A 21224-nucleotide genomic window follows, 5' to 3' on the forward strand; every position below is an offset into this window, starting at 1 on the left:
GAAACTAGAGCACACCGTTGTGGCTGAAAGGGTTTTGTCTACGCCGCGCTTTCGCCCATAATCGTGTTTTTCGCCGTCGCAGGCCGCCGCGTCCCAATAGGAGCCCCATGGAGCAATTACGTAATATCGGCATCATCGGTCGCCTGGGCAGTTCTCAGGTGCTGGATACCGTCCGCCGACTGAAACGGTTTCTGCTCGATCGTCACCTGCACGTGATCCTCGAAGACACCATCGCCGAAGTCCTGCCGGGCCATGGCCTGCAAACTTCGTCGCGCAAGATGCTCGGTGAAGTCTGTGACATGGTGATTGTGGTCGGCGGTGACGGCAGCCTGCTGGGCGCTGCCCGGGCGCTGGCCCGGCACAACATCCCGGTGCTCGGTATCAACCGTGGCAGCCTGGGATTCCTCACCGATATTCGCCCCGATGAGCTGGAAGTCAAAGTCGCCGAAGTGCTCGACGGCCATTACCTGGTGGAAAACCGCTTCCTGTTGCAAGCCGAAGTCCGGCGCCACGCCGAAGCCATCGGCCAGGGCGATGCGCTGAACGATGTAGTGCTGCACCCCGGCAAGTCGACGCGAATGATCGAGTTCGAGCTGTACATCGACGGCCAGTTCGTCTGCAGCCAGAAGGCCGACGGCCTGATCGTTGCCACGCCGACCGGTTCGACCGCTTACGCGCTGTCTGCGGGCGGCCCGATCATGCATCCCAAGCTCGACGCTATTGTGATTGTGCCGATGTACCCCCATACCTTGTCGGGTAGGCCGATTGTGGTCGATGGCAACAGTGAGCTGAAAATCGTCGTGTCCAAAGATATGCAGATTTACCCGCAAGTCTCCTGTGATGGGCAGAACCACTTCACCTGCGCGCCCGGTGACACCATCACCATCAGCAAGAAAGCGCAGAAGCTGCGGCTGATTCACCCACTCGACCACAACTACTACGAAGTCTGCCGGACCAAGCTCGGCTGGGGCAGCAAGTTGGGTGGTGGAGGCGACTGATGCTCGATCCCGCGCGTAGCTACGACCTGATCGGTGACGTGCACGGTTGCGCTCTGACCCTTGAGCACTTGCTCGACCGGCTCGGTTACCACAAACAGGCAGGTGTCTGGCGGCATCCGTCGCGCATGGCGGTGTTCCTCGGCGACATCATCGACCGCGGCCCGCGGATTCGCGAGGCGCTGCACATCGTCCACGACATGGTCGAGGCCGGCCAGGCGCTGTGCATCATGGGCAATCATGAATTCAACGCCCTCGGCTGGAGCACGCCGGCGCTGCCGGGCAGCGGCAAACAGTTCGTGCGCGAGCACACCCCGCGCCACGCCCGCCTGCTTCAGGAAACCCTGACCCAGTTCGAAGATCATCCCCAGGATTGGCACGACTTCCTGCAATGGTTCTACAAGCTGCCATTGTTCGTCGATGCCGAGCGTTTCCGCGTGGTGCATGCCTGTTGGGATGCCAGCCTGATCGAGCCGTTGCGCGGGTTGTTCCCCGACGGTTGCATCGACGAGCATTTCCTCCAGGCCTCCGCAGTGCCCGGCAGTTTCGCCTGCACCGTGTTCGATCGCCTGCTGCGCGGCACCGACATGCGCTTGCCCCACGGTTTGACCATGACCAGCGGCGACGGCCTGACGCGCTCGTTTTTCCGCACTAAATTCTGGGAAGACGACCCGCAAACCTACGGAGACATCGTGTTCCAGCCCGACGCCTTGCCCGAGCCGGTGGCCCGCACGCCGCTGTCGTCCAGTGAAAAAGACAACTTGCTGCGCTACGGCATCGATGAGCCGATGCTGTTCGTCGGCCACTACTGGCGCAGCGGCAAACCGGCGCCGATCCGCCCGAACCTGGCGTGCCTGGATTACAGCGCGGTGCTCTACGGCAAACTGGTCGCTTATCGTCTGGATCAGGAAACCCGTCTCGACCCGCATAAATTTGTCTGGGTCGATGTCGAGCGGCCGGAGGTGTTGCAATGACGGCGGTGGCGGTATTGCGTCTACCACTGGCGGTAGATTTGAGCGGGTTCGTCAAACTGCTGCAGCGCATGCAAGTGCCCCATCGGGTCAGCGAAGAGGCGGGCGAGCAGGTGCTGTGGGTACCGGCCAGCATCAGCGAAGACGTTCGCTCGTTGTACGAACGCTTTCCGGCCGGCGACCCCGATCAGCAACTGGATATCCCGGTGGCGCCGACCCTGCAACGTCCGGGTTTTGTCGAGCAGTTGCGCCACAGCAAGGCCACGGCGTTCGTGCTGTTGCTGAGCCTGATCGTCGGCGTGGTGACGCTGCTGGGCGAAAACCTCGAGACGATGCGCTGGCTGACCTTCCTCGATTTCCGCGTGGTCGGCGACTACATCCATTTCACGCCACTGGCCGACAGCCTGGCGGCGGGGCAGTGGTGGCGTCTGGTGACGCCGATGCTGATCCACTTCGGCATCCTGCACCTGGCCATGAACGGCATGTGGTATTGGGAGCTGGGGCGGCGCATCGAGTCGCGTCAGGGCAGCATCAACCTGATCGGCCTGACGTTGCTGTTCAGCCTGGTATCCAACTATGCCCAGTTTTTTTTCAGCGGCCCGACCCTGTTTGGCGGGTTGTCCGGGGTGCTGTACGGCCTGCTCGGGCATTGCTGGATCTTCCAGTTGTTGTCGCCGAACCCTGCTTATCGCCTGCCTCGTGGGGTGTTGGTGATGATGCTGGTGTGGCTGTTGTTGTGCCTGTCGGGGCTGGTCTCGATGATCGGTTTCGGCGAAATTGCCAACGCGGCCCACGTCGGCGGGTTACTCATCGGATGCTTCACCGGTTTGTTGGGCGGTTTGTACAACCGCCGTAAACTGGCCGTCTAATCAGTTATGAATGAAGAGCGCGGAGCCCTTGATGTCCTCTTTTAACGAAATGATCAAAAACATTACCCCGGATATCTACCAGAGCCTGAAACTGGCGGTGGAAATCGGCAAATGGTCCGACGGTGGCAAACTCACCGCCGAGCAGCGCGAACTCTCCCTGCAAGCGATGATCGCCTGGGAAATCCAGAACCTGCCCGAGGAACAGCGCACCGGCTACATGGGCCCGCAGGAGTGCGCGTCGAAGTCGATCGAAGTGCCGAATATTCTGTTCAAGTCGGATGCCATCCATTGATCGAGATTGGCCGCGGTGCAATCAGCAAAATGTCGGCGCGCCTTGACGGGCCGAACGTGCAGTACGCTTTTCGTCTGGGCGACGCCGAGGTACCGGTCAATCCGTTGATCGGCACCACGGTGCGCCTGGAGTACCTGGGGGCGATCCACTGCACCCATTGCGGACGCAAGACCAAAACCAGTTTCAGCCAGGGTTACTGCTACCCGTGCATGACCAAACTGGCCCAGTGTGACATCTGCATCATGAGCCCGGAGCGTTGCCACTACGACGCCGGCACTTGCCGGGAGCCTGAGTGGGGCGAGAAGTTCTGCATGACCGACCATGTGGTTTACCTGGCCAATTCGTCGGGGATCAAGGTCGGCATTACCCGCGCCACCCAACTGCCGACCCGTTGGCTCGATCAGGGTGCCAGCCAGGCCTTGCCGATCGTGCGCGTCTCGACCCGCCAGCAGTCGGGCTTCGTCGAAGACCTGTTCCGCAGTCAAGTCGCTGACAAGACCAACTGGCGTGCTTTGCTCAAGGGCGATGCGGTGTCGGTGGACCTGGCGCAGGTTCGCGATCAGCTGTTTGAAAGCTGTGCCGAAGGTTTGCACAGTTTGCAGGAACGATTCGGCCTACAAGCAATCCAGACAATTACCGACGTCGAACCGCTCGAAATCCGCTATCCGGTCGAGCAGTACCCGGCCAAAATCGTCAGCTTCAACCTGGACAAGAACCCGATTGCCGAAGGCACGCTGTTGGGGATCAAGGGTCAATACCTGATTTTCGACACCGGCGTGATCAATATTCGTAAATACACGGCCTACCAGCTCGCCGTGCATCAGTAAGGACTCAAGCATGCGCACCGAACAACCGAAGATGATTTACCTGAAGGACTATCAGGCGCCCGAGTACCTGATCGACGAGACGCACCTGACCTTCGAGTTGTTCGAGGACCACAGCCTGGTCCATGCGCAACTGGTGATGCGCCGCAACCCTGAGCGTGGCCCGGGCCTGCCGCCATTGGTGCTCGACGGCCAGCAACTCGAGCTGCTGTCGGTGACCCTGGCCGACCAGGAGCTGAGCGCCACCGACTACCAACTGACCGAGAACCATCTGACCCTGCACCCGACCGCAACAAGCTTCACGGTCGACACCAGCGTCCGGATCCACCCGGAAACCAACACCGCCCTGGAAGGCCTGTACAAATCCGGCACGATGTTCTGCACCCAGTGCGAGGCCGAAGGTTTCCGCAAGATCACCTATTACCTCGACCGCCCGGACGTGATGAGCACGTTCACCACCACGGTGGTCGCCGAGCAGCACAGCTATCCGGTGCTGCTGTCCAACGGCAACCCGATTGCCTCCGGTCCCGGCGAAGACGGCCGCCACTGGGCGACCTGGGAAGACCCATTCAAGAAGCCTGCCTACCTGTTCGCGTTGGTGGCCGGTGACTTGTGGTGTGTCGAAGACACCTTCACCACCATGACCGAGCGCTCCGTGGCGCTGCGCATTTATGTCGAGCCAGAAAACATCGACAAGTGCCAGCACGCCATGAACAGCCTGAAGAAGTCCATGCGTTGGGACGAAGAAGTCTACGGTCGCGAGTACGACCTGGACATCTTCATGATCGTCGCGGTCAACGACTTCAACATGGGCGCCATGGAGAACAAGGGCCTCAACATCTTCAACTCCAGCGCCGTGCTGGCCCGTGCCGAAACCGCTACCGACGCCGCGCACCAGCGGGTCGAAGCGATCGTCGCCCACGAATACTTCCACAACTGGTCGGGCAACCGCGTGACCTGCCGCGACTGGTTCCAGCTGTCGCTCAAGGAAGGCTTCACCGTGTTCCGCGATTCGGAGTTCTCGGCCGACATGAACTCGGCCACGGTCAAGCGCATCCAGGACGTGGCGTACCTGCGCACCCACCAGTTCGCCGAAGACGCCGGCCCCATGGCTCACGCCGTACGCCCGGACAGCTTCATCGAGATTTCCAACTTCTACACCCTGACCGTGTACGAAAAGGGTTCGGAAGTGGTCGGCATGATCCACACCTTGCTCGGGGCCGATGGCTTCCGCAAAGGCAGCGACCTGTACTTCGAACGCCATGACGGCCAGGCCGTGACCTGCGACGACTTCATCAAGGCCATGGAAGATGCCAATGGCGTCGACCTGACCCAGTTCAAGCGCTGGTACAGCCAGGCCGGCACACCGCGTCTGGCGGTGAGCGAGTCCTACGACGCCACGGCGAAAACCTACAGCCTGACCTTCCGCCAGAGCTGCCCGGAAACCCCGGACAAGGTTGAGAAGCTGCCGTTCGTGATTCCGGTGGAGCTGGGTCTGCTTGATTCGAAAGGCGCGGCAATTGCATTGCGTCTGTCCGGTGAAGCCAGTGCTCAAGGCACTTCGCGGGTGATCTCGGTGACTGAAGCCGAGCAGACCTTCACCTTCGTCGACATTGCTGAAAAACCACTGCCGTCGTTGCTGCGCGGCTTCTCGGCGCCGGTAAAACTGAGCTTCCCGTACGACCGCGATCAACTGATGTTCCTGATGCAGCATGACAGCGACGGTTTCAACCGTTGGGATGCCGGCCAGCAGTTGTCGGTGCAGGTGCTGCAAGAGTTGATCGCCCAGCAGCAGAAGGGCGAGGCGCTGGTGCTGGATCAGCGTCTGGTTGCAGCCCTGCGTACCGTGCTGTCCGACGAGACGCTGGATCAGGCGATGGTCGCTGAAATGCTCTCGCTGCCAAGCGAGGCATACCTGACCGAAATCAGCGAAGTGGCTGATGTGGAAGCGATCCACACCGCTCGCGAATTTGCGCGCAAGCAACTGGCGGACACGCTGTTCGAAGCGCTGTGGCTGCGTTATCAAGCCAATCGCGATCTGTCGAAGAAGACTCCGTATGTGGCCGAGGCCGAGCACTTCGCCCGCCGCGCACTGCAGAACATTGCGTTGTCCTACCTGATGCTCAGCGACAAGCCAGAAGTATTGGCGGCAACCCTTGAGCAGTTCGACAGCTGCGACAACATGACCGAGCGCCTGACCGCGTTGGCCGTGTTGGTGAATTCGCCGTTCGAAGCGCAGAAAGCCAAGGCACTGGCGAGCTTCGCCGAGCACTTCAAGGACAATCCGCTGGTCATGGATCAGTGGTTCAGCGTTCAGGCCGGCAGTGTATTGCCCGGCGGTCTGGCGCGGGTCAAAGCCTTGATGCAGCACCCGGCGTTCAACATCAAGAACCCGAACAAGGTGCGGGCACTGGTCGGCGCGTTTGCCGGGCAGAACCTGATCAACTTCCACGCGGTGGATGGTTCCGGGTATCGCTTCCTGGCGGATCTGGTGATTGAGCTCAACGGCTTCAATCCGCAGATTGCTTCTCGCCAACTCGCGCCGTTGACCCGCTGGCGTAAGTACGACAGCGCCCGTCAGGCGTTGATGAAAGGCGAACTGGAGCGGATTCTCGCTTCGGGGCAGCTGTCCAGCGACGTGTACGAAGTGGTCAGCAAAAGCCTGGCCTGATTTGGTTGCCTGCTCTCTCAAGTGTTCACTCGGACCTTGTGGGGGCGGGCTTGCTCGCGATGGCGGCCTGATAGCCGACCGGGATTTTTGATGGAGTACATATCCATTTCTGCGGTAACGGCTACTTAGGGTTTCGCCCTTACGGCGAGGCACTTTTGGCAAACGCCCCAAAAGTACCCAAAAGGTCTCGCCCCAAGCGTCGGCCCCTCGCTGAGGCTCGGCGTTCCTTCGCTCCGGTATCCATCTGGGGGCATCGCCCTACGGTCTGCTTCGCTACGACCTACATGCGATGGGTTCGACTGCGTCGAACGGCGCTGCGCGCCAATCCCCAGATGAACACCTGCGCTCAGCCTCCCGAAGGGGCGGGTAGATCAAGATCAAGATCAAAAGCCAAAGCCAAAGCCAAAGCCAAAGCAAAGCAAAGCAAAGCAAATGCAAGATCAAAAGATCGCAGCCTCGCTTCGCTCGACATCTCCTACAGGGAAATGCGTGCACGTGAGATCAGGCCGGCCGGTAGGCCGCCTTGTTTTTGATTTTGACGCACCGCCCCCTCGAGAGGCCGAGTGGAGGTTCTGCGTAGTGGGCAACCCGGCATGGATGCCGGGTTAGCCGCCCCCGGCCATGGATGGCGGATGGCGGCGGGCCCACGGAGCAGGACCGGAGCGAGGGCATGCCGAGCCTGGGCGAGGCACCGAACGAAAGGGGCAAAAGCGCTTTGGTTACTTTGGCGCTTTTCCAAAGTGACCCGCTGTAAGAGCGGAACCAATAGCCGCCGTTACCGCAGAAACGGATATGTACCCCAGACCCCAGACCCCAGACTCCAATCACCGCTCCGAATGCCTCCCCATTCACCCACACCCCATATCCCCCCGGTTAACAAAACATAACGTGGCGTCGATTGTCAGACCTTTCCAAACCCCGATAGGATAAGCCCAGCTTCCGAAGGGGCTCTGGATTGCGGGTTTCAGGACTATGCTCTGGAATAGGGCAGTCCCGGTGAGCACCCCCTTACGGCGCCCTGAAAGGTTGAATGACCTAACAATAATAATGGGGGAAGGTCTATGAGTGAGCCTGTCATGGGTGTGAGTATTTGCCGCCCGCCGGCGTTACGCAGGTTCGCGTTGCTGGCTACAGCGCTCTCGCTGTTGGGTTGTGCCGTGTTGTCGGCTCCTGTGCTGGCCGCTGCCGCGCCGACCACCGACGTGGTTTATTCCATTGAATCCGCCAAGGCCAGCAAAGGCCTGATGCTCGATGTCGTGCATGCCGGCAAACGCCTGGTGGCGGTCGGCGATCGCGGGCACATTCTTTATTCCGATGACCAGGGCGCAACCTGGACCCAAGCCAAGGTGCCGACCCGGCAACTGCTGACAGCGGTATTTTTTGTCGATGACAAGCACGGTTGGGCCGTCGGCCATGACGCGCAGATCCTCGCCAGTGAAGACGGCGGTGTCACCTGGACCAAGCAATTCGAAGACCTGCGCCGCGAATCGCCGCTGCTCGACGTCTGGTTCAAGGACGTCAACAGCGGCTATGCCGTGGGCGCCTACGGTGCCTTGCTGGAAACCACCGACGGTGGCAAAAACTGGGAAGACGTCAGCGATCGCCTGGCCAACGAAGACCAGTACCACCTCAACGCCATAGCTGCAGTCAAGGATTCCGGCATTTTCATCGTCGGCGAGCAGGGCAGCATGTTCCGTTCCGCCGATGAAGGGCAGACCTGGGAAAAGCTTGAAGGCCCCTACGAGGGCTCGCTGTTCGGCGTCATCGGCACCGCGCAACCGGCCACGCTGCTGGTCTACGGCTTGAGGGGCAATCTCTACCGCTCCACGGATTTCGGCACCACCTGGGAGCAGGTCGAACTCAAGGCTGCACGGGGTGCGCTGGAATTCGGCCTGTCCGGCGCCACATTGCTCGACGACGGTTCCATCGTGATCGTCGGCAATGGTGGCAGTGTCATTCGCAGCAGCGACGACGGCGAGACCTTCAGCGTGTTCAACCGTCCCGATCGCATTTCCGTCTCGTCGGTCACGGCGGCGGGTAACGGTAATCTGATTCTGGCAGGCCAGGGCGGCGTGCGCGTCACCTCGCCAACGGGCGCAGAGAATGGCACAAACGGGTCGTCCAAATGAGCCGGGCAAATAATAAGAAGGCGGGTCTATGACATCCTTAAGCACTCCTCATCAGGATAAGGCGACGTTTCTTGAGCGCCTGATCTTCAACAACCGCCCGGCGGTGATCGTCATCTGCCTGCTGGTCAGTATTTTCCTGTTCTGGCAGGCGACGCTGATCCGGCCGTCCACCAGTTTCGAAAAAATGATCCCGCTCGAGCATCCGTTCATTGAAAAGATGATGGAGCACCGCAACGATCTGGCGAACCTGGGCAACACCGTACGGATTTCCATTGAAGCCACCGATGGCGACATCTTCTCCAAGGAGTACATGGAGACTCTGCGCCAGATCAACGACGAGGTGTTCTACATCTCCGGCGTCGACCGTTCCGGCCTCAAGTCGCTGTGGAGCCCGAGCGTGCGCTGGACCGAGGTGACGGAGGAGGGCTTCGCCGGTGGTGAGGTGATTCCCCAGAGCTATAACGGCTCCCAGCAGAGCCTCGACCTGCTGCGCAATAACGTGCTCAAGTCCGGGCAAGTCGGGCGGCTGGTGGCCAACGACTTCAAGTCGAGCATCGTCGACATCCCGCTGCTGGAGTCCTACCCGGACCCGCAAGACCAGGGCAAGTTGCTGGCACTGGACTACCGCAAGTTCTCACACGAACTTGAAGACAAGATCCGCAACAAGTTCGAAGCCCAGAACCCCAACGTGAAGATCCACATTGTCGGGTTCGCCAAGAAAGTTGGCGACCTGATCGATGGGCTGGTCATGGTGGTGATGTTCTTCGGCGTTGCCTTCGTCATTACCCTGATCCTGCTGTACTGGTTCACCAACTGCATGCGCAGCACCGTGGCAGTACTGAGTACGACGCTGGTGGCGGTGGTCTGGCAGCTCGGCTTGATGCACTTTTTCGGCTTCGGGCTGGATCCGTACTCGATGCTGGTGCCGTTCCTGATCTTCGCCATCGGGATTTCCCACGGCGTGCAGAAAATCAACGGTATCGCCTTGCAGTCCAGCGAGGCGGACAACGCACTGACTGCGGCGCGGCGAACATTCCGTCAGTTGTTCCTCCCGGGGATGATCGCGATCCTCGCGGATGCGGTGGGCTTTATCACGCTGTTGATCATCGACATCGGCGTGATTCGTGAACTGGCCATCGGCGCGTCCATCGGCGTGGCGGTGATCGTATTCACCAACCTGATCCTGCTGCCGGTAGCTATTTCCTACGTGGGTATCAGCAAACGCGCCGTCGACCGCAGCAAGAAAGACGCGCACCGCGAGCATCCCTTCTGGCGCCTGCTGGCGAACTTTGCCAGCCCGAAAGTCGCACCGGTCTCCATTCTCCTGGCGCTGATCGCCTTTGGCGGTGGCCTTTGGTACAGCCAGAACCTGAAAATCGGCGACCTCGACCAGGGCGCGCCGGAACTGCGTCCGGACTCGCGTTACAACAAGGACAACAGCTTCATCATCAACAACTACTCCACCAGTTCCGACGTGCTGGTGGTAATGGTCAAGACCAAGCCCGAAGGTTGCTCGCGCTATGAGGCCATGGCACCGATCGACGAACTGATGTGGAAGATGCAGAACACCGAGGGTGTGCAATCGGCGATCTCGCTGGTGACCGTGTCCAAGCAGATGATCAAGGGCATGAACGAGGGCAACCTGAAATGGGAAACCCTGTCGCGCAATCCGGACGTGCTGAACAACTCCATCGCCCGTGCCGATGGTCTGTACAACAACAATTGCTCCCTGGCGCCGGTGCTGGTGTTCCTCAACGATCACAAGGCCGAAACCCTGGATCGCGCGGTTCATGCGGTGCAGGACTTCGCCAAGGACAACAACAAGGAAGGCCTGGAATTCCTCCTCGCGGCCGGTAACGCCGGGATCGAGGCCGCCACCAACGAAGTGATCAAGCGTTCCGAACTGACGATTCTGGTGCTGGTGTACATCTGCGTCGCGACCATGTGCATGATCACCTTCCGTTCCTGGGCGGCGACCTTGTGCATCGTGCTGCCGCTGGTGCTGACCTCGGTGCTCGGCAACGCACTGATGGCGTTCATGGGCATCGGTGTGAAAGTGGCGACCTTGCCAGTGGTGGCACTCGGGGTGGGGATCGGCGTGGATTACGGGATCTACATCTACAGTCGCCTGGAAAGCTTCCTGCGTGCCGGTCTGTCGCTGCAAGAGGCGTACTACCAGACGCTGAAGTCCACCGGTAAAGCTGTGTTGTTCACCGGTCTGTGCCTGGCAATCGGCGTGTGCACCTGGATCTTCTCGGCGATCAAGTTCCAGGCCGACATGGGCCTGATGCTGACCTTCATGCTGCTCTGGAACATGTTTGGCGCGTTGTGGCTGCTGCCGGCGCTGGCGCGGTTCCTGATCAAGCCAGAGAAACTGGCGGGGCAGAAGGGCAACTCGCTGTTTGCTCACTAGGCGTCAGCCTGACCCAAAAAGCCGCAACTCAGGTTGCGGCTTTTTTTATGGGGGACCGAATCACTCAGCGTGGTTGTAGCGTCAGGAATGCACTGTTGGCCAGTTCCTTGCTGATGATCCCGCGGTGGATATCGATTTTCTGTTTCGGATCTGTAGCCTTGGCCATCGCCGATTCGTAGGTTTCGAACCGTTGTTCCCTGGTTTTCAGATGGGCCTGGGTATATTGCGTCTTGGCATCATCGAAGCGCTCATAGTGGAAATGCGCGTACCCCCAGGGTTGATCGTCTTTGTTCAACAGGACGTACTCCTGCATGAAGTCTTTACGTCCGGTTTTCAGTTGTACGCGATTACCGATCATGCGTGGGTAAACCTCCTTGCACCGTAACAGAAACTCCACACCCTCACTGCTGGGGGGCTGGGCCAGTGTCATGCGGATGCGCAGTTCCGATGCCTTACTGTCGAGGGCTCGCGCGTGATCGCGTAAATCGCGAATTAACGAGGCATCTTGTTCCCGGTTTGGCGAGGGTGCCTCATGGTGTTCCAGGCCCTCGGCATACCCGGTCAGCTTTTGTGCTTCGCGTTGCAATTGCTCTTCAATTTCCTTGGGTGAGCTTGCGCGTTGCGCGTAACCCTCGATCTTCCTTACCTGTTTGTCGACATTGGCGATTGCCTTGCGGGCATCCCCTTTGAGCTGTGCGTAGGAGTGCGCGGAGGCCTTGGGTGCGGGCTGCCTGACCTCGATCATTTCTACCCAGACATTCGGTTCATGTTCATGGAACGAAGCCAGTGGTGCATCTTCGAGTGGACCGTTGATATCAACAATGTCTCCGCCCTGGTTAGCCACGCGGGGGCGAATATCACCGATCAGAGTGCCCTTGGCGGTTTTGATGACCCGCTTGCGACTGGCCCATGAAGAGGGGCGCTGGATCGGGGGCTTGCTGGTTGCGGGTGAAGACGGACCGGGCTCGGAGACCGAAGGTCGCGGGAGATTTTGAAGGTCGTCGGCCAGACGTCGCTCGGCATCGAGGCGCAGTTCACCGATGATCTCTCGCAAGCGATTGAAAGCCGCCGGCTGTAATTCTTCTGCATTGAAGATGCCGATACTTTCAAGCCCGTCCAGTGCTTTGCGGTAGTGATCGACCAGGTTGTCCAGAACGGCGATCCGATCGCTATTGTTATAAGTGCGAGAAGTTTGCAGTTCGGAATGGGAGCGAGACAGCAACATCAGGGGATCGAGTGCGCGTTCGAGTGGGGCCATGGTGGCGCTACCCAGTTCCTTCAGGCTGAGAATACGCAAGATGCTCAGTTGGTAGGATTTGACTCGCAAAGCGGTCAATTCATTCTCGGAGCGATTGTCGGTCAACCGTTTCCAGTCCTCCAAGCCCAAGCGAGACAGGTGTTTAAGCTCCGCAAGTCGGCTCTCTGTTTCTTCGTAGAACCTGATCATGGTTTCGTTGACTTCGGAGGTCCTGCGCATGAATTCGAAGTATCGATCCAGTACGACGTTGCCCTTGTCCTTGATTGCTTCGCGCAAGTGTTCGATACCGCGGGTCAAGTCCGCGTAAGTTCGATTGATGGCTTCCCGTTCCCGGTCAGCGATGACCACACGTTTGCGCGCGTTGTTGATGAGATTCTCCAGCAAGTTGCGCTGCAGGTTTGGATCGGGATCGGATTTGCTCAGAGCGCTTTTTTCGCGGATTTCGGCAAGCGCCGTGACATAGGTTTCGCTCTGTTTGTCCAGCTCGTCTGCGAACCGTTGGCGAAAAGTGGTGCGATCCTGCTCGCTGCTGGCGGGGTCGTTTGTTTTCAGCTCCATCAGCTTTTCCGCGATATCAACGCGTTTTTGCACCTGCGTCTGTTGCTGCAAGAATTCCTGGTGGTTCAGTTCCAGCAGGCTGATGCGTTGTTGTTTGCTCTCGCGCAGGGCATCCCGCCTGGCGTTACGTCCTCCGCCGAGCAGTTTCAGCCCTTGATCCAGCGTCCACCGGCCGTATCCATCGGTTTTGAGCTTGATTCCCGGATGGTCGGGATGCTCGGGATGCACCAGGTAGGCCTCACCGAAACCGGGCACGACACTCACGCGAAACAGCAGGCCGGCGACCGTGACGTGCCATTTGTTGTCGATCCGGTACAGCCCCTTGAACGGACCGGTTGCAACAGGCTCTGGCAGAGACGCGGGCCATGCAACCTTGACCGCCTGCAGCTTGTTGAACAGCCGCGCCGAGGTCGAGTCCCGAGCGGTCGACAGGTTGAAATCCAGCAACGTATTGCCACTGCCCGGCGGTTCGGAGGGCAGTCCGGGTGTTTCTTGAGTGATGGTTGTCTCGGGATGCAGCAAGTCCAGTGGCAACAGACGGCGCAGCGGATCGAGGGTCACCGGAGCGTCTTCGCCCATGCGCTCTGGCGCGAGTGCAGGCCGTTCACCTTGAGTTCGTGCGACATGCAAAAGGAGCAGGCCGATGTTCAAGAGCACATCGATCCAGGCCAGATTCCGGGTAGTTGGGTCATCACTGTCCAGTGCGGGCAGGTCGTTGATCAGGCTATGGGTGATTTGCAGCATCCAGCCCACCAGCATTGCCGGGCCGCGCAACAGTGGCAGTACCAGGTTGTTAAAGACCAGCCAGCCACCCTCAAGGATGATCGCCCAACGGCTTTCGGCATTGGACACCGATTGCCTGTCAGCCAGATCGGCCAGCGCCCGGGCGTTGCTGGCGAACAGGCTGGCCGGCAATCGACCTTCCTCCACTGCACTGAGCCACCGGGCCGCAGCTTCGTCGCCTGCCAGAATCGCCGGTTTCGGCTTGTCGGGCGGCGAGAACTCGTCGCCGATGTGAAAGTGGTTGATATGCGGTTCGTTGAAACCGTTGTTGTCGTAAACCGGACGTGCGCGGTCCGGGAGCCAGGTCAGCACGCTGGTTTGCAGCGCGCCCTGTTGCGCGACCGCTTTGAGCAAGTCGCTGCGTGCGGCGTATTGCTGCAGTGACGGGGTGTACAACGGGCGATAGAGGATATGCGGACCACTGGCCTGCAAGTCTTTGGGCTCGATGATGAACATGTTGGCGGCCACATCACAGTCGGCGCCGTCCTTGCGTTGGAACGCCAGGGGCCGGATGACCACGGCCTGTTCGTTGACGACCCGTTCGGCGGCGGTGCGATTCATCAACGCATCGACATAGCGATACCCCAGATGGGTGAACCCGTGCTCACCCTTGATCGAATGCTCGAGGGCCAGCAGGGGGAGATGAACCGACAATTCCAGCGCGAACAATCGTTCCCGCTCCCGTGCGTCGTCGGTCTCGCCGAGCAGCAAGGTTTCGATCAGTTCGGGATAGTGCTGGCCGACATTGAGCCGGCTCACCAGGTCCAGCAGGTAGGCGTCGGTAGTCCACTGCTGAATCAGTTGATCTCCCGTGTGACGGACAGTCATGCGGCCCTTGGGTTTTGCGGCGAGATTGTTGATCGCCAGCTCGGTCAGGGTCATTTTGACGGTTTCGATGTAGCCGCTGCCGAGGTCACCGACGGGTACATGAAAGGTCAGTTCCAGTTCGTCGGAGTTGTAACCGGGCGCCAGCGGATAATCTTCCTGCATCTGCTTGTGCAAGGCTTTTCGGGCAAACGTACGAAGGTCGTCGATGCCATCGTTGAAGGTGCGCCCCTGGGTCTGTTGCTTGACGCTGGCCATGGCCAGGACGTGCTTGCGATAGGCCATGCGGTCAGTGGGTGTCGCCGCTTGCAACCACCTGGGAATCGACGCCTGTATCGGTTGAAAAACGGCCTCGTCCGGTTGGCTGTCGATGAACAGCGTGGCGACTTCGGTGATCGCATCAACGTGTTTCGCCAACTCGCCCAGGCCCTGGCTGGCGGGCAGTTTGAGCGCAGCCAGATCTTCCAGTTGCCGGTTCAGGAGCAGGGCAGCCTGAATGTCAAAGATGTTGCCGTCCGGCTCAAACCGCTTCCAGGTGATGACATCGGCTTTGTATGCCCGCTGAAACCGTGCGCCCCAAGCCAGGCCGAAAGCTTCCAGGGAAGCGAAGGGCTCGATTTTGCCGGTCACGCTGCACAACAAATGGGTTTCACCACAAGTCACCAGGAGCTCGGAGGCCTGCAGCGTAATGGAGACGTCACCGTTGGTCAGGGTGGTTTGTAGGGTGCAGGCTTGTATGGGGCCTTTTGACCAGGATTGCTGGAGACGCTGCAGGTTGTCCGGGTGGCTGGCCAGCTCCGCGAGAATCCCGGCCTGCACCGGGTTGCTTTTCGACAGGCGGGTCGCGGATGTCTGCAGGACGCCGGCCAGCAAGTTTCCCAGCCATTGCCAGCGGCTGACGCCGGCCTCGTCCTTCTGGTTCCAGTAAAGGGTCAGCGATTCCTGGAGCCCGATGTGCAGCAAGTCGGGCAGCTCAAGGATGACCCCCGCAATCACCTGGAGATCAGGCAGGCGTGATGTGGTTTTGCCGACAGTCAGTTGCGCGGGCGCACGGTTGGTCAGAAAGCAGGCACGACCGAACCGCTCGCTGAAATCGACAGGTGTGCCGCTGGCCAGATAATCCAGTACCAGGTCCAGCAGTAACGTGAGGCGCCAGGCCCCGTTGGGAATCGGCTGCGCGATTTTGGTTCGCTCGGGGTCGAAGTCCAGTTGCGGGTACTTTTCCAGTACGCCGTCCTTGAGCAGGCGAGCGGTTTCCGAGCGCAGGGTGGGGCGGGAGCTGAAGCGGGCGCTGACGGCGTGCGCGATGATATCGGTCATGTCCGCCGTGGCAGGGGGGGATGCAGGTATCGGCATGATGCAATCCTTTGCATGGGTTGAGTCACGCAAAGTAAGGCGAGGCCGGAATGGATGTGCGGTAACGGGATACCGCAGATCCGACAATTCGATGATCTAAGGGATGACTACGTGGTGGCAATGAGCCCAGGGGAATTGTGGTGGTTATGCGGGATCGGTGCCGAGCACCACATTCAGCGCGTTACGCGCATCGTCCAGTTGCACCAACGTCGCATGCCGCGCACCCAGCGCATCGCGATTCTCGATAGCCGTGAGAATCGCCTTATGCCGAGGCAACGCCAGTTCATGCAGGTTCGGCCGTTGGTTGGAGTGTTTCAAGGCTTCTGCAATCGCCACCGACAACATGTTGCACAGGTTCGCCAGCAGGTCGTTGTGGGTCGCGTCGGCGATGCGGCTGTGGAAATCCAGGTCCGGCTGCAACAAGGCTTCAGGCGTCGGTGCTGACTCCATGCGTTGGTAGGCTTCACCGATGGAGGCGATGTCTGCGTCGGTGGCGAACTGCGCGGCCAGGGCTGCAGCGGCCGGTTCAATGATGCTGCGCACGCTGGTCAGCAGGCTGAAGAACTCATTCTGCGGGCTGCTTTGCATCAGCCAGTGCAGCACGTCCGGGTCGAGCATGTGCCACTCCCGGCGCGGCTTGACCACGGTGCCCACCCGCGGACGGGAATACACCAGGCCCTTGGCAACCAGCACTCGGGTCGCTTCGCGCAGGACTGGTCGGCTGACCGCGTATTCCTCGCACAACAGGGCTTCGGCGGGCAGTTTGTCGTCCGGTTTGAAGCGTCCCGAGACAATCTGCATGCCCAATTCCTGGACGATGCGCGAGTGCATGCTTTTGCGGTCGGAGGGTTTGCGGTAATCCATGGGGAACGGCGCGGTCCTGTGCGATGGGGTGCTGCGCATGATAGCAGGCGTGGCGGGCACAATCATTGTGGCGAGGGAGCTCCCTCGCCACAGGTTCTGCTGTGGTTACAGAATCCAGAGGGTCAGTGAGAGTGACGCGGCACCTCGGCTCCACGACAACCGACGAGGAAGTCGAAGTCGCAGCCCTGATCCGCCTGCAGCACATGGTCGATGTACAGCTGGCGATAGCCGCCCACCAGCAACTGTTGTGGCGGTTGCAGATCGGCCATGCGCGCGGCCAGTTCGGCATCCGGAATGTCCAGATGCAAACGTCCACTGGCGCAATCGAGCTCGATCCAGTCGCCTTCCTTCACTGCCGCCAAAGGCCCGCCGGCGGCGGCTTCCGGTGCCACATGCAAGACCACGGTTCCGTACGCCGTGCCGCTCATGCGTGCGTCGGAAATCCGTACCATATCCGTCACACCCTGGGCCAGCAGCTTGGCCGGCAAGCCCATGTTGCCGACTTCGGCCATGCCCGGATAACCCTTCGGCCCGCAGTTTTTCATCACCAGAATCGAGTTGGCGTCCACGTCCAGTTCCGGATCGTTGATCCGCGCCTTGTACATGTCGAAATTCTCGAACACCACCGCGCGCCCGCGATGTTGCATCAGCTCGGCACTCGCCGCAGAGGGCTTGAGCACCGCACCCAGTGGCGCCAGGTTGCCGCGCAACACGCAGATGCCGCCGTCGGCGCGGATCGGGTTGTCGAGGGTGCGGATCACTTCATCCTGGCCATAGATCGGCGCGTCCTTGGTGTTCTCGCCGAGGGTTTTGCCGTTGACGGTGAGGGCGTTCGGGTTCGGAATCAGGTTGGCTTCGCCCAGGCGACGCAGCACTGCAGGCAAGCCACCGGCGTAGTAGAACTCTTCCATCAGGAAGCGCCCGGACGGTTGCAGGTCGACAATGGTCGGCATGCCGCGACCGATGCGGGTCCAGTCGTCCAGGTCCAGTTCGACACCGATGCGTCCGGCGATGGCTTTCAAGTGGATCACCGCGTTGGTCGAACCGCCGATGGCAGCGTTCACCCGGATGGCGTTTTCGAAGGCTTCCTTGGTGAGGATTTTCGACAGCTTCAAATCCTCGCGAACCATCTCCACCGCACGCATACCCGACATGTGCGCCAACACATAACGGCGCGCATCGACTGCCGGAATCGCCGCGTTGTGGGGCAGGGACGTGCCCAGCGCTTCGGCCATGCAAGCCATGGTCGAGGCAGTGCCCATGGTGTTGCAGGTCCCGGCGGAACGGGACATGCCACCCTCGGCCGCGAGGAAATCATCAAGGGTGATCGTGCCAGCCTTGACCTGTTCGCTGAGCTGCCACACCACCGTGCCCGAACCGATGTCCTGGCCCTTGTGCTTGCCGTTGAGCATCGGCCCACCGGTGACGACGATCGCCGGCACGTCGCAACTAGCCGCGCCCATCAGCAGCGCCGGAGTGGTTTTGTCGCAACCAGTGAGCAGTACCACACCATCGATCGGGTTGCCGCGAATGGCTTCCTCGACGTCCATGCTCGCCAGGTTACGGGTGAGCATGGCGGTGGGGCGCAGGTTCGATTCGCCGTTGGAGAACACCGGGAATTCCACAGGAAAGCCACCGGCTTCGATCACCCCGCGTTTGACGTGCTCCGCGATCTGGCGGAAATGCGCGTTGCACGGGGTCAGTTCCGACCAAGTGTTGCAAATGCCGATGATCGGCTTGCCGTGGAACTGATGGTCGGCGATGCCCTGATTCTTCATCCAGCTGCGGTACATGAAGCCGTTCTTGTCGGCAGTGCCAAACCATTGGGCGGAGCGCAGGGTGGGTTTCTTATCAGTCATGATCGGTTCTCTTATTGTATGACTATATTGTTCGAGCTGTGGCGTAACATAAGCGCAATTTCGGCTGTTTGGAAGTGTTGTTGGTTAAATAGTAATACTATATAGTCGTTTTCAACGGAGGGATGGCCCTGATGGTTTTCCGCGAGAGGCGTCCCCCGAGGTTCTATAACAACAACAATCGGAGACCGAACTCATGAGCCAGGAATTGCGGCTTATCCGTCGCATCACGTTGAAACTGATTCCCTTCCTGATCCTGCTGTACCTGATCGCCTATGTGGATCGCTCCGCCGTGGGGTTCGCCAAGCTGCACATGGGCGCCGACGTCGGCATCGGTGATGCGGCTTACGGATTTGGTGCCGGGCTTTTCTTCATTGGCTACTTTCTGCTGGAGATCCCCAGCAACCTGATGCTCGACCGCTTCGGCGCCCGACGCTGGTTCGCGCGGATCATGGTCACCTGGGGCGCTATCACCATCGGCATGGCGTTCGTCCAGGGCCCGAACAGCTTCTATGTGATGCGTTTTCTGCTCGGTGCGGCCGAAGCCGGGTTCTTTCCAGGCGTGCTGTACTACATCACCCAATGGTTCCCGATTCGCCATCGCGGCAAGATCCTCGGGCTGTTCATCCTTTCCCAACCCATCGCCATGATGATCACCGGCCCGGTGTCCGGCGGTTTGCTCGGTATGGACGGCACGCTTGGCCTGCACGGCTGGCAGTGGCTGTTCATCGTCATCGGTACGCCAGCGATCCTGCTGACCTGGCCGGTGCTGCGCTACTTGCCGGACGGCCCGGACCAAGTGAAATGGCTGGATCAATCCGAGAAAGACTGGCTGACCGGGGAACTGAAAAAAGACCTCGCCGAGTATGGCCAGACCTGCCACGGCAATCCGTTGCATGCACTGAAGGACAAACGGGTGTTGCTGCTGGCGCTGTTCTATCTGCCGGTGACCTTGAGCATCTATGGCCTCGGTTTGTGGCTGCCGACGCTGATCAAGCAGTTCGGTGGCACGGACCTGGTGACCGGGTTCGTGTCATCGGTGCCGTACATCTTCGGAATCATCGGTTTGCTGATCATTCCGCGCAGTTCCGACCGCCTCAATGATCGCTACGGTCATCTGGCGGTGCTGTATGTGTTGGGTGCCATCGGCCTGTTCCTCAGTGCCTGGCTGTCGGTACCGGTGCTGCAACTGGCGGCGCTGTGCCTGGTGGCGTTCGCGCTGTTTTCCTGCACGGCGGTGTTCTGGACCTTGCCGGGGCGCTTCTTCGCCGGCGCCAGTGCGGCGGCAGGAATCGCGTTGATCAATTCGGTGGGCAACCTCGGCGGCTACATCGGCCCGTTCGTGATTGGTGCGCTGAAGGAGTACACCGGCAACCTGGCGTCGGGGCTGTATTTCCTGTCCTGCGTGATGGTGTTCGGCCTGGTCCTGACCGGCGTGGTGTATCGCCTGCTGGAACGCAAGCATGTGCTGCCGGCCGACCAGTTCGCGGCAAGTGCCCGCGGTGCTACCCGTACCTGACGTGAGATTGGCCAACAAGTTTTGCATTAACAGGAGAAGGTTCATGCGTTTAGTTCAGTTCGAATTGAGTAATGGCGAACGCCGCGTCGGCGTGGTCGAAGACGGTCTGGTGCGTGAAGTGCAGGATGCGCACACGGTGCGGGATCTGGCGCTGGCGGCGATCGAGGCGGGCACCACTCTTGAGCGACAGGTTCAAACCCTGGGGCTGGGCATCAGCCACAACTATGCCGAATTGCTGGCCAAGCTGCGCATCCTGCCGCCGCTGGATCACCCGGACCCGGCGCATATGCTGGTCAGCGGCACCGGCCTGACCCATTTGGGCAGCGCCTCGGCTCGGGACAAAATGCATCAGCAGGCCGGCGATGAAGCGGCGATGACCGACACCATGCGCATCTTCAAGTGGGGTGTGGAGGGCGGTAAACCTGCAGCCGGCCAGGCCGGCGTGCAACCGGAATGGTTCTACAAGGGCGATGGCAGCATCGTCGTGCGACCGGGCAAGCCTTTCCCGCTACCGCCCTTTGCTGAAGATGCCGGGGAAGAGCCCGAGCTCAGCGGCCTCTATGTCATCGGCCACGACGGCAAACCGTATCGCCTCGGTTTTGCGGTGGGTAACGAGTTCTCCGATCACGTGATGGAACGCAAGAATTACCTTTACCTGGCCCATTCGAAACTGCGCAGTTGCAGCTATGGCCCGGAGCTTCGGGTCGGCGAACTGCCGCAACACCTGGCAGGCACCAGTCGCATCCTGCGCGACGGCGAAGTGCTGTGGCAGAACGAGTTCCTCAGTGGCGAAGCCAACATGTGTCACAGCCTGGAAAACCTCGAGTATCACCATTTCAAGTACAGCCAGTTCCTGCGCCCCGGCGACGTGCACATCCACTTCTTTGGCACCGCGACCCTGTCCTTCGCCGATGGCATCCGTACCCGGCCGGGTGATGTGTTCGAGATCAGCCAGGCCGAGTTCGGCGCACCCTTGATCAACGGCATCGCACCGGTTGAAGCAGCGTTCGAACCCGGCACCGTCGGCACACTTTAAGGAGA

The 21224-nt window shown here is 60.1% G+C and carries 13 protein-coding genes; 10 read left to right on the top strand and 3 right to left on the bottom strand.

The annotated features are described in order from the left end of the window. Nucleotides 1-107: 107 nt before the first annotated feature. From ACEN8R_RS08360 to ACEN8R_RS08395, 8 genes are all read left to right on the top strand, one after another. Nucleotides 108-998 (top strand): NAD(+) kinase, encoded by an 891-nt coding sequence (locus tag ACEN8R_RS08360; protein ID WP_495624751.1) that lies wholly within the window; start codon nucleotides 108-110, stop codon nucleotides 996-998. Continuing rightward, nucleotides 995-1969, top strand: coding sequence for a metallophosphoesterase (locus ACEN8R_RS08365; RefSeq protein WP_172901237.1), 975 nt, complete (start codon nucleotides 995-997; stop codon nucleotides 1967-1969). The genes ACEN8R_RS08360 and ACEN8R_RS08365 overlap by 4 nt, the downstream gene beginning before the upstream one ends. After that, a complete protein-coding gene (locus ACEN8R_RS08370; protein ID WP_018929612.1) occupies nucleotides 1966-2835 on the top strand; it encodes a rhomboid family intramembrane serine protease in 870 nt (289 codons plus the stop codon). Before ACEN8R_RS08365 ends, ACEN8R_RS08370 begins: the two co-directional genes overlap by 4 nt. Nucleotides 2836-2866: 31 nt before the next feature. Further along, nucleotides 2867-3127 carry a YeaC family protein gene (locus tag ACEN8R_RS08375; RefSeq protein ID WP_007937782.1) on the top strand — a complete coding sequence of 87 codons (261 nt, stop codon included), beginning with the start codon at nucleotides 2867-2869 and terminating at the stop codon, nucleotides 3125-3127. Then, a complete protein-coding gene (locus ACEN8R_RS08380; protein WP_018929611.1) occupies nucleotides 3124-3954 on the top strand; it encodes a DUF2797 domain-containing protein in 831 nt (276 codons plus the stop codon). Before ACEN8R_RS08375 ends, ACEN8R_RS08380 begins: the two co-directional genes overlap by 4 nt. A 10-nt stretch (nucleotides 3955-3964) precedes the next feature. Beyond that, nucleotides 3965-6622 carry an aminopeptidase N gene (gene pepN, locus ACEN8R_RS08385; RefSeq protein ID WP_018929610.1) on the top strand — a complete coding sequence of 886 codons (2658 nt, stop codon included), beginning with the start codon at nucleotides 3965-3967 and terminating at the stop codon, nucleotides 6620-6622. A gap of 1061 nt (nucleotides 6623-7683) precedes the next feature. Continuing rightward, nucleotides 7684-8751, top strand: coding sequence for a WD40/YVTN/BNR-like repeat-containing protein (locus ACEN8R_RS08390; RefSeq protein ID WP_477742990.1), 1068 nt, complete (start codon nucleotides 7684-7686; stop codon nucleotides 8749-8751). 28 nt (nucleotides 8752-8779) lie between these two features. Further along, nucleotides 8780-11164 carry an efflux RND transporter permease subunit gene (locus ACEN8R_RS08395; RefSeq protein ID WP_495624752.1) on the top strand — a complete coding sequence of 795 codons (2385 nt, stop codon included), beginning with the start codon at nucleotides 8780-8782 and terminating at the stop codon, nucleotides 11162-11164. Nucleotides 11165-11228: 64 nt separating this feature from the next. On the opposite strand, the gene ACEN8R_RS08400 is transcribed toward ACEN8R_RS08395, so the two are convergent. The 3 genes from ACEN8R_RS08400 to ACEN8R_RS08410 form a co-directional block, all read right to left on the bottom strand. Beyond that, nucleotides 11229-15944: a dermonecrotic toxin domain-containing protein gene (locus ACEN8R_RS08400; protein WP_495624753.1), complete on the bottom strand. Its 4716-nt coding sequence runs from the start codon at nucleotides 15942-15944 to the stop codon at nucleotides 11229-11231. Nucleotides 15945-16088: 144 nt separating this feature from the next. Further along, nucleotides 16089-16808: a FadR/GntR family transcriptional regulator gene (locus tag ACEN8R_RS08405; RefSeq protein ID WP_018926179.1), complete on the bottom strand. Its 720-nt coding sequence runs from the start codon at nucleotides 16806-16808 to the stop codon at nucleotides 16089-16091. A 122-nt stretch (nucleotides 16809-16930) separates the two neighbouring features. Beyond that, complete coding sequence (locus ACEN8R_RS08410; RefSeq protein WP_018926177.1) at nucleotides 16931-18667, bottom strand: IlvD/Edd family dehydratase; 1737 nt, start codon at nucleotides 18665-18667, stop codon at nucleotides 16931-16933. Between the two features lie 193 nt (nucleotides 18668-18860). Here ACEN8R_RS08410 and ACEN8R_RS08415 point away from each other — a divergent pair, with 193 nt between their 5' ends. Both ACEN8R_RS08415 and araD1 read left to right on the top strand, forming a co-directional pair. Further along, complete coding sequence (locus ACEN8R_RS08415) at nucleotides 18861-20183, top strand: MFS transporter (protein WP_018926176.1); 1323 nt, start codon at nucleotides 18861-18863, stop codon at nucleotides 20181-20183. A gap of 43 nt (nucleotides 20184-20226) precedes the next feature. Then, nucleotides 20227-21219: an AraD1 family protein gene (gene araD1, locus ACEN8R_RS08420; RefSeq protein ID WP_018926175.1), complete on the top strand. Its 993-nt coding sequence runs from the start codon at nucleotides 20227-20229 to the stop codon at nucleotides 21217-21219. Nucleotides 21220-21224: the final 5 nt, after the last annotated feature.

The organism is Pseudomonas sp. Pseusp15, from assembly GCF_059492165.1.